At 58.0% G+C, this 13,260-nt stretch carries 8 protein-coding genes; all 8 read left to right on the forward strand.

Annotated elements, in window-relative coordinates; genetic code table 11:
• Window positions 1-256: 256 nt before the first annotated feature.
• The gene (locus C8264_RS17775; protein WP_205245726.1) at window positions 257-1,090 is read left to right on the forward strand and encodes an ABC transporter permease; all 834 of its coding nucleotides are present in this window, start codon (window positions 257-259) and stop codon (window positions 1,088-1,090) included.
• Window positions 1,023-2,504 carry an ABC transporter ATP-binding protein gene (locus tag C8264_RS17780; RefSeq protein ID WP_245893348.1) on the forward strand — a complete coding sequence of 494 codons (1,482 nt, stop codon included), beginning with the start codon at window positions 1,023-1,025 and terminating at the stop codon, window positions 2,502-2,504. The genes C8264_RS17775 and C8264_RS17780 overlap by 68 nt, the downstream gene beginning before the upstream one ends.
• A 42-nt stretch (window positions 2,505-2,546) precedes the next feature.
• Window positions 2,547-6,254, forward strand: a complete 3,708-nt coding sequence (locus C8264_RS17785) for a rhamnan synthesis F family protein (protein WP_108462325.1) — start codon at window positions 2,547-2,549, stop codon at window positions 6,252-6,254.
• Window positions 6,251-7,237 carry an NAD-dependent epimerase/dehydratase family protein gene (locus tag C8264_RS17790; protein ID WP_108462326.1) on the forward strand — a complete coding sequence of 329 codons (987 nt, stop codon included), beginning with the start codon at window positions 6,251-6,253 and terminating at the stop codon, window positions 7,235-7,237. Before C8264_RS17785 ends, C8264_RS17790 begins: the two co-directional genes overlap by 4 nt.
• Before the next feature lie 3 nt (window positions 7,238-7,240).
• A complete protein-coding gene (locus C8264_RS17795) occupies window positions 7,241-9,424 on the forward strand; it encodes a glycosyltransferase (RefSeq protein WP_108462327.1) in 2,184 nt (727 codons plus the stop codon).
• Between the two features lie 199 nt (window positions 9,425-9,623).
• Window positions 9,624-10,502, forward strand: coding sequence for a glucose-1-phosphate thymidylyltransferase RfbA (gene rfbA, locus C8264_RS17800; RefSeq protein WP_108462328.1), 879 nt, complete (start codon window positions 9,624-9,626; stop codon window positions 10,500-10,502).
• A complete protein-coding gene (gene rfbC, locus C8264_RS17805) occupies window positions 10,495-11,049 on the forward strand; it encodes a dTDP-4-dehydrorhamnose 3,5-epimerase (protein ID WP_205245727.1) in 555 nt (184 codons plus the stop codon). The genes rfbA and rfbC overlap by 8 nt, the downstream gene beginning before the upstream one ends.
• Before the next feature lie 299 nt (window positions 11,050-11,348).
• Complete coding sequence (locus tag C8264_RS17810; RefSeq protein WP_108462329.1) at window positions 11,349-12,509, forward strand: acyltransferase family protein; 1,161 nt, start codon at window positions 11,349-11,351, stop codon at window positions 12,507-12,509.
• Window positions 12,510-13,260: the final 751 nt, after the last annotated feature.

Below are 13,260 nucleotides of genomic sequence, written 5' to 3' on the forward strand. Positions count from 1 at the left end.
GGCAGCGCCGCGACGCCTGAGCGAATTTAGCTGACGCTAAAGTTAATGATTTGAGTAACATAGGATGGTTGGGCCGCTGGGCCAGAGGTCACGGGAAAACTGAGCGGGTGTTGCTCCTCTGCCACTAGGCGCAGCGCCAAGAGAGTAACCGCCGCCTCCCCTCCGGCTTGCATGGCCAAGGTGACGCGGCTATATGGCGCCCTTCGAGATCGCCGGGGTCCGCCGCCCCATCAGCGGCCTCTAAGGAGAATGGCGTTTGGCCGGCAACAATCTAACACACCGCACCCCCTCCGTTGCCCGCTCCGGTTGGCAGCGCCTGATTGACGTTGCCACCCCGCTCTTTAAACGCGACATCTTCGCGCGATATCGCGGTTCAGGAATGGGGCTGGCTTGGACATTCCTGGTGCCGCTTCTGATGCTGGGGGTTTATACCTTTATCTTCGGCCGAGTTTTCCCCGCTCGCTGGTCGGAGGGCGTTGAGCCCAAGGGTCTGCTGGATTTCGCCCTGATCCTTTTTATCGGCCTCATCACGCACAGCTTCGCCACCGAAGTGCTGACGCGAGCGCCCACCATTATTCTGGGGCAGGTTAATCTAGTTAAGCGGGTGGTTTTCCCCCTCCAGATTCTGCCGGTGATGTGTGTCGTCACGGCGTTGTTTCAATATACCGTCAGCTTGCTGGTATTTTTGGCGTTCCAGCTTGTGGCGACCGGCACAGTGTCACTGGGCATATTATGGTTGCCTGTGATCATCGCGCCTTTCACGCTGCTGCTGGTGGGCGGCGCCTGGCTGCTAGCGGGCGCGAATGTTTACCTGCGGGACATCGCCCAGCTCATGGGCGTCACGTCGACGGTGCTGCTATTCATGTCGCCTGTGTTCTATCCGGTGTCGCGGCTTCCGGAGCGCCTCTGGCCGGTGTTCATGCTAAATCCACTCACCTTTATCATCGAACAGTCCCGCCGCGTGGTCTTCACCGCCGCCCTGCCCGATTTCGCCGGCCTGGCGCTTTATAGCATCATCGCAATTGCTGTGGCCTTTGCAGGGTTCGCGGCCTTTCAAGGCATGCGCAGGAGTTTCGCCGATGTCCTGTGAAACTGAGGCCGGGCTCGCAATCGAAGTCCGCAGCATCTCCAAACACTTCCGCCTCTATGACCGTCAGGCGCACCGCCTGGCGGAATTGCTCAGCTTGAGTCGCAAGCGCTACCATCGTCAATTCCAGGCGCTGAGCGACGTCTCCCTAACCGTACGGCGGGGCGAAGCCATGGGCATCATCGGGCGGAATGGATCGGGTAAGTCGACCCTGCTGCAAATAATCTGCGGAACGCTTATGCCCAGCAGCGGAGAGGTCATCGCCCAGGGGCGCGTCGCGGCCCTTTTGGAGTTAGGCGCGGGATTTAATCCGGAGTTCACTGGCCGCGAGAACGTCTATCTCAACGCGGCGCTTTATGGCTTGAGCCGCGCAGAGATCGCGGAGCGTATGGACGGCATCCTCGCCTTTGCCGATATCGGCGACTTCGTGGACCAGCCGGTCCGCACCTATTCCAGCGGCATGTTCGTGCGTCTGGCTTTCGCGGTGATCGCCCATGTGGATGCGGATATCCTGGTCATAGACGAGGCGCTGGCAGTGGGCGACGTTGCCTTTGGGCAAAAATGCATGCGCTTCTTGCGCAGCTTCCGCGAGCACGGCACCATTTTGTTTGTCAGCCATGACACGGCTGCAGTCACGGGCCTATGCGACCGGGCGGTGTGGCTCGATGGTGGCAAAAAGCGCGCCGATGGCTCGGCTAAGGAGGTCTGCGAACTCTATCTTGGCGATAGCTTCGGGGATGCGAAACCTCTGGAAAACGCCATAACCGAGCCCGATGATACCGGCTCGCCAACACCGGGCGTCCATTCTGAGCGGATAGTGCCGCCCGATGATTGGATAGATCAGCGGAGAGACTGGATCAACGGCAGCGCGCTGCGCAATGACTTGGAACTCTTCGTCTTCCATCCAGGAGCCAGCGGTGACTTCGGACGTGGTGGGGCAGTGATAGAGGACGTGCGGTTCACTGATTCAGCTGGTGTCCCCTATCGCTGGATTGTGGGCGGCGAGCCGGTGACGCTCAGCATCAAGGTAAGAGCTAGGCAAGAATTGGACCGGCCTATCGTTGGCTTTTTCGTCAAGGATCGGTTGGGGCAAAACATTTTTGGGGACAACACACATCTGACCACGCAAATTGAGGGAAATTCCTCCGTTGTTGCCAAGCCTGGTGATGTTCTATCGACAACCTTTCACTTCCCTATGCCCAGTCTGCCTAGAGGCGCATATATGATTGCGGTAGCGGTCGCGAATGGCACCCAGGAGGAGCATGTGCAGCATCACTGGATTCACGACGCCCTTATTTTTGAATCGCACAGTAGCCATACGGCTGGCGGTCTCGTCGGAATCCCAATGCTGGATATTTCCATCTCTGTCGCCGAGGCAGCCGTCGAAGCGAACGGTCACGCTTCTGCACAAGGCTGATTGCGTGTATGTCGCAGCAATGGTGACTTGGAAGGATTGCCCGTGACCCAGGCTGGCGAAGGAAACACAATTGGAAAGGGCAAAGAGAGCTCCTCTGCCCTTTCGACTAGCCTTGCGCTGCTGGGCACCTCGCTGGGACGGCTCGATCCGGCGCTGATGCATCCTGAGCGTCTAGTGGAGCCTGACTCCTGGGCCGGTCACATTCCATTTGCCTTTTGGATCACGGCCGCTGCTCGGCCGCGACGCTATGTCGAACTCGGCGTTCACACCGGTAACTCTTACTGTGCGGTTTCCCAAACCGTTGCGGAACTTGGATTGGCCACCGAATGCTTCGGAATCGACCACTGGTTCGGCGACGAGCAGGCGGGGCTTTATGGAGAGGACGTCTACTCAGAGCTTAAGGCCTGGCACGACCCCCGCTACGCTCACTTCTCTCGCCTGCTTCGAATGAGCTTTCTTGAGGGTCGCGATCACCTGGTAGATGGCTCGGTTGACTTGCTCCACATCGACGGCCTCCACACATACGAAGCCGTCCGGGAGGATTTTGAGACTTGGCAGCCTAAGATGAGCGAGCGGTGTGTCGTTCTCTTCCACGACACCAATGTGCACCAGCCCGATTTCGGCGTCTGCCAGTTTTGGCGAGAGATTGAGCGCCGATACCCAACTTTCGAGTTCCTGCACAGCAACGGACTTGGCGTTGCCTATACAGGAACTGCGCCGCTCCGTGATGCCCTTCCTGGTTTGGCAGGTCTTTTCGAGCTTTCAGCAGTCGAGACCGGCGGAGCCGCCGTGCGGACGTTCTTTTCACGCCTGGGGGATTCCTTTATCGAGCGCATCCGATCTAGGCAGGTCAGCCGCCGGGGTGAGCTAGTCTCCCGAGAATTGCATACGGCGTACCAGAACTTGGCGGCACTCGACACCGATCGTTCGCGCATTATTGCAGAGCAGGAGGGTTTGAGGGAGCGCGCCCTTAAGTGGGACAAGCTTGCCGTGCGTACGGGTGGGTCGATCAGTCTTGATCTGAACGAGGTGAGCCAAGGGCTGCACCAGCTTTACAACAGCGACAACCCACAGGCCCGGCGCGATCGGGAAATCCTCAAGCGCCAGTTTGCAGAACTGAGCCGCTCGGGTACTTTGGAGCCCAGCTACAAGGATCTGATCCTCCGCCAAGCTGAGCGGATCGGGCGGAAGGTGAAGTCCCGTGTTCTGCGGCGTCCTGAGGCGGTTGACGATCCCGCTATCGCAGCTATTCGCAGCAGTGGCCTCCTCAGCGAAAGGCATTACGCTTTTACCGATCAAGCACGCGCCGCAGGACGGGATCCACTGGAGCACTATCTGAGCGATGGCGAGAAGCTAGGTGTTGCTCCTTCTGACAAATTTGATCCTGGCTATTACGGTCGCCGGCAATTGGACGTAGCCGAGAGCGGCTTTGGCTTGCTTCGTCACTACGTACTGTTCGGTCAGCACGAAGGGCGAAGCGGTCTTGCTCCCGCCGAACGGCTCAGCCTCCCCGTGCTTGCTGATGACGGACGCGCGAGGGTTCTCCTGCTGCTGCATAGCGCCGAGCGCTCGGATGCGGTGGTGCTTGCCTTGAACATGGCCCGCCTTCTCAGGGACACTCATGATGTTATCGCCTTCTTCAAACAGGGAGGCCCCTTGCGTGCGGCATTCGCCGGAAGCTGCGTCGCCACAATCGACATGCCTGAAGAACCAGACATGCAACGCGTGGATCTCATTGCGGTTTTGCATCGGCTAGCGCGGGAGGTGAGCCCAGCCTTCGCAGTTGCAGCGAGTGCCGAAACGCGAGAATACGTCCGCGCCCTAGCCACGGCCAATATTGGCGTCGTTCAGCTCGTTCAGGACTTCGCTAGCGCAATAAGTCCTCCAGGTAGTGTCTACGACTTTTTGCCTTTCGCCCATCGAGTAGCCTTTCCGTCCCATACCGTCGCAGATTCCTACCGTCGCGAGCATGCCTTCCTCTCCCAGCGCCGGTTCGACATCTTACGGCCCAGCACGACAGTGTCGCCAGACGCTCCACTGAAAGCCTTCGGTGCAGATGTTTATTCCGAAGCTGTTCGGCGAAAAATACGGCCAATCCCGAACAAAGACGAGTTCATCGTCGTCGGAATAGGTGATGTCTCTCTTCGGAGCGGGACTGACATTTTTGCCCACCTCGCTGCTGAGGTTGAAAGCCACAGCGCTTCGGGTCGGCCCTTCCGTTTCATCTGGGTTGGGCGAGACCCCACTGGAGCAGAAAGTGAGTTCTCGCGTCTGCTCGCCGATCAAATCGAGCGATCCGGTCTTACCGGCCGTTTTGAGCTGATCGGTGAACTCGAGGACTATGATGAACTGTTTCAGCAAGCGGATGCGCTTGCGCTGACCTCTCGGCAAGACCCTTTACCTACCACCGGCATCAACGCCCTTGCTGCCGGGGTGCCCGTGCTCTGTTTTGAAGGAGCAAGCAGCTTAGCTGAGCAGCTGACGGACGCTGGTGCCGACGGCGCCTCCCTTGTGGTGCCGTTTTTCAATGTTCATGCGATGGCAGCTCGCCTCACCAGGCTCGCGGACGACACAAAGGCGTATGATGCTGCGGTATTGGCAGGTCGCGAGATCGCTGTCAGGCAAGCGGACCCAAAGCGGTTTGTGGCAGAAATCCTAAGGTTAGGTGAAGAAGCCGCAAGCGAAGCTGAGGCGGTGAGGCGGGATTACGCAATCCTAGCAAAGCAAAGTGCAGCTTTCTCGCAGGCAGTTTACGGCGGCACCCAGCCTCACGATGACTATCCCCAAGACCCCTTGCAGAATTATCTGCTGCGCTCTCGCGTCGCTCGTGGCCAGGGCAAGCTCCCGGCCACCGGCTTGCGCCGACCCCTTCCAGGGTTCAATCCCATCATCTATGCCGAAGATTGCCTTGCCAATAATCTCACAACTGAGCCGCTCGTGCATTGGGTTCAGGAGGGGAGGCCTCAGGGTCGTTGGACACATCCCCTTGTTACACTCACTGCAAGCAACATGCTGGCGCCCTCGCGTGCCAACGCTCTCCTGCACGGACACTTCTATTATGTTGACCTGCTGGAGGAGTTCCTAACGCGCCTCAATCGTAATCAAGCCAGCATTGATCTAATTTTGACGGTGCCAGATGAGCGCCGGGCGCAATCGGCTTGGGAGGCAATCGCAAAGCATCCGCCGAAAGGAAGTGTCGATGTCATCGTGGTGCCGAATAACGGCCGCGACATTGGACCCTTCCTAAGTGGCCTCGGCTCTGAAAAACTCGCTCCTTACGAGATTATAGGCCATGTCCATGGCAAGAGATCGCCACATGTCGAGGCCAGTACCGGTGAGCAATGGCGAACCTTTCTCTGGGAGCATACCATTGGAGGCCTTACGCCTGCGGCCGACATCTGTATCGCCGCGATGGAAGCGGACCCCAAACTAGGGCTGATATTCCCCGAAGATGCTAACCTCCATGGGTGGGACGCCAACCTGCCCATGGCCGAGCCGCTGGCGCGCAGGATGGGGCGCACGGCACCACTTCCGATTGCGTTCGAATGGCCCATCGGAACCATGTTCTGGACGCGTCGGAAAGCTCTTGATCCCTTGTTCAATCTCGGCCTTGATTGGAGCGACTACCCTAAGGAGCCACTGCCGCTCGACGGCACGCTGTTGCACGCGCTGGAACGCTTGATGCCTTTTGCCGTGGAGGAGGCAGGTTTTGGGTATGCGACTACTCATCTTGAGGAGGTTCAACGATGAGCACTCATGTCGTGCTGGGTGGCTGTGGCTTCATCGGCCGGCATGTTGCGCTTGGATTATTGCGACGTGGAGACAGCGTCGTCCTGGCCGATGTCGTTGAACCTTCGGCAGCAATAGCGGAAACACTTCCTGTCCCTTTTCGACTCGTTGAGCAGCCGGAACCCGATTGGAAGAAGCTGACCCAGGATGCAGACGTCGTGCATCACTACGCCTGGACCACTATTCCATCTTCGGCCAATGCCGACCCCGTCGCCGACCTGGAATCTAACCTGCGGGAGACGGTAAGGCTTCTTGAGGCGCTCCGGCTCCAGAAAGTGGAGACAGGATTTGCGCCGAAGGTGATTTTCTCCTCATCAGGAGGCACCGTCTATGGTCGGGTAAGACATACACCAGTTCCGGAAAGCCAGCCATATAACCCGAACAATGCGTATGGCGCGTCCAAGGCAGCCGCCGAAATTTATCTTGGCTCCTATCGTGCCTCCCATGGGATTGACTGCCGCATCGCCCGCATCTCCAACCCATATGGAGCGGGGCAAAATCCAGCTCGCCGCCAAGGAGCGGCGAGCACCTTTCTTTTTCAAGCGCTTGCCGGGGAGTCGATCGCGATCTGGGGGGACGGCTCTGTGGTGAGGGATTACATTCACATTGCCGATCTCGTTGCTGCGCTTTTGGCGTTGGCCGACGCGCCGCCCGAACGGCTGGGTGGTCTTGATGAGGCACCGATTTTCAATATCGGCAGTGGTGAAGGCGTTTCGCTCAACGGCATTCTCGACGTCTTACGGGGGCCGCTGTGCTTGGACCCCATAGTCGAGTACCAGCCCGAGAGACCCTTTGATGTTCCTGTAAGTGTCCTCGACATCAACAAGGCCAATCAGCTTCTGGATTGGTCGCCCCGGCTTTCCTTTGGTGATGGTTACGCTTTGATGCTCAAAGACGTCCTCGGGCCAACTCCACTTTTCTCTACACTCTTGGGTACGCGCTAGCTCATGTCATTTCAGTCCGTCGATGCACCGTTGGTGTCGGTGATCATGCCGGTATACAACCATGCCCGCTATGTAGCGGAAGCCTTGCGCTCTATCGTTGCCCAAGATTGGAGGCCGCTGGAAATCATCGCAATCGATGATGGATCCACCGATGAAAGCCTGATGGTGCTCGAGCAGGCGATCGCAGCAGTGCCCCCTCAAGAGGGTTTGTCGATCCGGGTTACCGGCCGTTCAAATCAGGGTGCTCATTCCACTATCAATGAGGGGCTCGATCAAGCGGGCGGCGAGTACCTGGCGATACTGAATTCGGATGACTTCTATCTACCTAGTCGAATTCGCCGCTGTGTTGAGGCTGCAAGACGCCACCACGCGCGCATGGTGATCACGTACGTCAATCCGATAGACGACGACGGCGATCCCTTGCCGGCGGAACATCCCTGGGTGAATTGGTACGCTGACGTGAAGATGCAGGAACTCGACCTGTCCCCCAGCCTTTCAGCACTGCTTCTTCGATATAACATCGGCGTTTCGACGGGTAATTTTGTCTTCCACCGATCGTTACTGAAGGATGTCGGAGAGTTCAGCAATTATCGGTACGCGCATGATCTAGACTTCCTTCTGCGCGCCTCCTTGTTGGAGGAACCTGTGCTTATTCGTGAAAAACTCTACGGTTATCGGGTTCATTCTAGCAACACCATCAAGGAAAATAATGATCGTGTGACAGCTGAGGCCGCCGAGATAGTGCGCTGCTATCTCGCTCGAACTTTTGTGCAGGCGCCAGCAAATCCACTGGCGCCGCGCTTCAGCGATGATTGCTACTCCCTCGCAGGTGTTCCATGGCCGAAGCACCTGGAAATGGCGGTGGACAGTTTGATGTATGATCCCGACGTGCTGTCACGTCAGGAAAGTGGGTCAACTGAAAGCAGAGCTCTCGTGCGCGCACCTGATGCAGCACAAGCGAGAACCCACATCACACTGATTAGCCATGAATTGAGCAGGACTGGGGCGCCGGTGCTACTGCGGGATGTCGCCAGCGCCTTACATAGCTCTGGCGTGCGAAGCCACGTTATCAGCCTCGGCGCAGGTCCCCTTGTTGATGACTATCAGAGCATGAACAGCCCGGTGAGCACCGAGGGCCGGCTGTCTCAAGCCCTAACACAGGGAAGCAGCTTTCTGCTTGATCTGGTAGCGGACCGCCGCGTTCCCTCTATTGCCAAGAGGCCTTTGCGAATGGCCGCATGGCTGGCTGGGGGCGTAGGAGCACGGCTTCGCCTGTGGCATTACCGTGCCCGGGCATCGGGAAGGGGCACCCTCCTAGTTAATTCATTTGCTAGTTGGCCCATCGCCCTGCCCTTGCTGGAACGGTGGCAGGGCGCAGCCTTCTGGTACATCCACGAAACCTATGAACCGGGGCTGACCATGCGCTCCGGGCGCTCCCAGGCGCGCCTGGCAGCTTTGGCGAAAGGTGGCAAGGTCACCTTCCTGTTTGGCTCCGAAGCCACTCGAGCCAAGTGGGCGTCGGAGGGGCTGGACGGTGAAGTGTTCTACTGGAGCGGCCTTGATGCCGTTTCCCTGGCTGGAGCGCAATCGCATCCCGTTGATCTTACCCAGAGCGCCTCCCCTGCTGCAAAGCGAACAATACTCTCGGTTCAGTCAACGGGCCCCCGCAAAGGCACTCGTAGCCTGATCGAAGCTTTTGCCTACGCTCGCCGGAAAGGCCTAATCCCACACGACGTCGATCTCCACATCATCGGTGCGCATCCCCCCTCCCGCAACGCTCTGAGCCGAGACCTTCTTTGTCGCATCATGGAGCCAGACCTGCGCGGGCATGTTCAACTCATCCCTAATCTTTCGCCCGGGGCCCTTGAAGACCATTACCGTTCAGCCGCCGTCTACGTGCAATCCTCGACTATGGAGTGCCTCCCCCTTGCCCTCCTAAACGCCATGGCGCACAACCTACCCATCGTCTCGACCGATGCGGACGGATGCCGGGAAGCGATCATCGAGGGAAAGACGGGCTTGCTTGTTCCGTCTCGCCAGCCCGAACTGTTGGCGAAAGCGCTTTCCCAGCTTCTGGCCGATCCGGCTCGTGCGGCTCTGCTCGGCGCTGCTGCCGGTGAACTATTCACTGAAAAATTCTCACGCGGGGCAACCGCACCCAAATTGATTAAGCGTCTGGTCGGCTAAATACTGGAGCACCAAGACGTGACGGCCTCGCAACCGGCTCGCCGTCCTGTGCTATCCCTCAAGTCCGGACAGTCGCGGCCTCTAAGAGCGACGATCGACATACACAGCAGCTTTGGTGCGCCTAGGACCTTGCAGCAGACCTATCTAGCGTCTACTGACCCGCGCTATAAGGTGAGCGACGCACTTGAGGAGAGATAACGTGAAGGGCATCATTCTTGCCGGTGGGAGCGGCACGCGTCTATACCCGGTGACACTGCCGGTTTCCAAGCAGCTCCTGCCAATCTACGACAAGCCCATGATCTACTACCCGCTTGGCGTGCTGATGCTGGCGGGTATCAAGGACGTACTGGTGATCACAACGCCTCGCGACCTGCCAGCCTTTCAGGCACTACTCGGCGATGGATCTGGTTTTGGGATCGCGATCTCTTATGCGGAACAAGCGCAGCCGAATGGATTGGCCGAGGCGTTTATAATCGGGAAAGATTTCGTGGGCGACGACTCGGTGGCTCTGGTCCTCGGCGATAACATCTTCTACGGGGCTGGCATGTCGACCATGTGCCGCGAAGCGAGCGCTCGCACCAAAGGGGCGACGGTGTTCGCCTATTGGGTTGCAGACCCGCAGCGCTATGGCGTCGTCGCTTTCGACTCCAAGACAGGGCAAGCGCTCGCGATTGAGGAGAAGCCGGAGAAGCCAAAGTCCAACTGGGCTGTTACGGGGCTGTACTTCTACGATAATGATGTGCTCGACATCGCCGCCAGAGTGAAACCCTCAGAGCGCGGTGAGCTAGAGATTACCGACGTGAACAACGCCTACCTCGCCCGAGGTGATCTGCACGTCGCGCGGCTGGGCCGCGGGTATGCTTGGCTGGACACAGGTACACATGACAGTCTTCACGACGCTTCATCCTTTGTGCGCACCATCGAGCACCGGCAGGGCATTAAAGTCATGTGTCTGGAGGAAATTGCCTTCGAGCTTGGATATCTTGATGCTGAGCAGCTTCGCAGCCGCGCAACTGACTTAGGAAAAACTGAGTACGCGTCTTATCTACGCCGGATCGCGGAGACTCCACGTGATTGAGGTTCGACCACTTGCCCTCCCTGAGGTAATCGAAATCGTGCTGCCGAAATATGGCGATGATAGAGGTTTCTTCTCGGAAACATACAACTTGGCGGGCTTTTCAGCTGCGGGCATAAACACAACGTTCGTTCAAGACAATCACTCCTACTCTGCGGCTAAGGGCGTCCTGCGGGGATTACATTATCAGCTCCCTCCCAAAGCTCAGGACAAGCTTGTGCGAGTTGTACGCGGCGCCATCTATGATGTGGCAGTCGATATCCGCCGAAGTTCCCCGACGTTCGGCAAATATGTCGGCCTTGAAGTGTCGGCGGCGAAGTGGAATCAGATTTTTGTGCCAAAGGGTTTTGCCCATGGCTTTGTGACGCTCGAGGCGGATACGGAGGTCATTTACAAGGTCAGCGACAACTATTCCCCCGAGCATGACCGCAGCATCTACTTCGGTGATCCTGAACTTGGAATACAATGGCCTCTTCCGCGTGAGGATTTGCAACTTTCTGCAAAAGACGCAGCAGCGCCTTTGCTCGCCGACAGCACCGTGTTCGACTGAGGTGTCTAGCCGGCTTGCTGACTCTTCGGTGTACTCATCCGAATGTTCAATAGCCGCCCCCTTAGCAGGCGGCGCTGAAGGGGAACGGGGTGCTTCGATCTTGCTCTGGGACGCCTCGTACGCTCTCACCAAGGGTGCCGGTCAGTTGGGACGGACCCAGCCAGGCGACGAGGGGGAAACGCTTGGATGGCGGTGGTACGCTCTACTATGGGCGGGTGAGCACCGCACATGTTGGCACTACTGCCTTATAAAACTGTGAACACCACTGCTTGCGGAAAGCTCATGGGGTAGGTCGACGCATGCAAAGTTCAAACCGTCCATATCTGCCTGAAATAGATCATCTGCGCGCCTACGCCGCCCTTCTGATCCTGCTTTACCATGGGGTGCAGTTAATTGGCGCGTACCTGGCGACCGGACTTCCATTCTCGGCCGACGCTCCTTGGCCGCAGCCAGCTAACCCCTTCCTAATCGTAATAACTGAGGGTCACTCCGCAGTCTCTCTGTTCCTCGTGTTATCCGGTTTCATACTGTCGCACGGCATGTTGCACCGCCAGCCGCGATATAGGCGGTTTCTTCTGGCTCGCATCCTCCGTATCTACCCGATGCTCTTACTCTGCCTGCTTGCAGCCGCTTCCGCATCCGAGGGGGATCTGCTCACCCTGTTGAGTACGCTGATCCCCATCGATCCCCATGCCAATCTGGGCTCGCCATTTACTTCCATGTTCTGGGCAGTGAAGATTGAACTTCAATGCTACCTGCTCTTCCCCGTTCTACTCTGGGCTTTGCGGGAGAAGGGAGCAGGCGCCTTACTCTGGGTCGTGGCGCTGTGCATGGTTATGCGCCTTCTGGCGGTGCTTGGGGCAGGAGCCAATCCGCGGGACCTAAGCTACTGGACCCTCGCGGGACGCATTGATCAGTTCGCCATCGGCATGCTGGCAGCCAAGCTCTACTCTGAACGTGCATCGTTGTTCAACCGCCCCTGGATGTTCCCGCTAGCGCTCTTATCTGCCTTTGCCATGCTGTTCACGTTCAATCGTTTCGGCGGATGGCCCACCCAGCACATCTGGCGTGTGGCATTTCCACCGATAGAGGCGTTGGTGTGGGCGGGAGTGATCCTCACTTACCTATCGTTCGGGCGCTTGCTGCCTGCTCAGTTGGGGCGCGCTGTGGCCGCTCTGGGCGTGATCAGCTATTCGGCTTACCTACTGCACCCAGTTTTCATCAACATTGTTGTGAGTTATCAATGGTGGCTTGCACCGACTGGTCGCGGTGACTGGGATGCGCTCATTACCACAATCTTGATTGTTCTTCCGGCGCTGATTCTCACTGCAACCTTGACATTTAAACTTGTGGAGGCGCCGGCGATGTCCATACGCCCGAAGTACGCATCAGGGGCAACGCAGCATTCTGCCCAGCACGAGCAGCCCAGCGCAACCGGAGAGAACACGGCGCCGCGATAAGGAAGGTCAAGGATCAGGTCACAGCATCCCAGGTGTCTGCGCTTTGGCCAGGGGAACTGACAGGAGTATCAAGTGCTTACCGAACTACTCGCCTATGCTTTTTTCGCCGCCGGAGTGGTCATGGCCATCTTCGCCCTTCTCTCCGCTTTCAGAGGCGCAAACCGGTCTTGGGTACGAGGGTCGCAAGCCTTTGCGCTCAACCTTGTCCTAGCCCTGTTGCTTGTCGGCTTCGGACAATTGCTCCGTCTGCTCCTTGCTATCCTTCAAGCGCAGAACTGAGTTTTAAGCCGTCGCCGCCCAAGAATAAAGGTGTGACACTATCTCTGATGGCGCGGGTCAGTGGCCGCAAGTCCCTCACGTCGTTGAGCGCATAATGGAACAGCGACAATGTCGCTCCAGCACTGCCCAGCGTTGTCTCCATTGCACGAGCAAGCTTGAGCAGCGCAGCAAGCGTGCAGGCTCTGCCCAGCCCGGATGTCCAGGCAGTAATTAGCTGGACGCCGGCAAAAACTGGTTGATGAGCCCGGCAGTGTCATGAGAGCGGGCTGAGTTCAGCGTTTTGGGCGGACTTGGCGCTGCGTTTGACGATCTGCGGTGCCCTATATGGGCGTTTCCCTGTATTGCGTGTCAATCGTGTGTGGACGCCCGTCTGGATGCAAGCGGTTTTTCATTGGCTTTGGGCATGTGGTCAGGTGCTGTCGTGTGTCCGGCCTCATGATGCGGCCATTTGCACGCCGCGGGCCCGTATGGA

The sequence above is a fragment of the Devosia naphthalenivorans genome, assembly GCF_003056355.1.
In the GTDB taxonomy this organism is placed as follows: Bacteria; Pseudomonadota; Alphaproteobacteria; order Rhizobiales; family Devosiaceae; genus Devosia; species Devosia naphthalenivorans.

Coding starts and splice junctions, on each gene's coding strand:
- C8264_RS17790 (WP_108462326.1), top strand. CDS start 6,251: ATGAGCACTCATGTCGTGCTGGGTGGCTGTGGCTTCATCGGCCGGCAT.
- C8264_RS17795 (WP_108462327.1), top strand. CDS start 7,241: ATGTCATTTCAGTCCGTCGATGCACCGTTGGTGTCGGTGATCATGCCG.
- C8264_RS17810 (WP_108462329.1), top strand. CDS start 11,349: ATGCAAAGTTCAAACCGTCCATATCTGCCTGAAATAGATCATCTGCGC.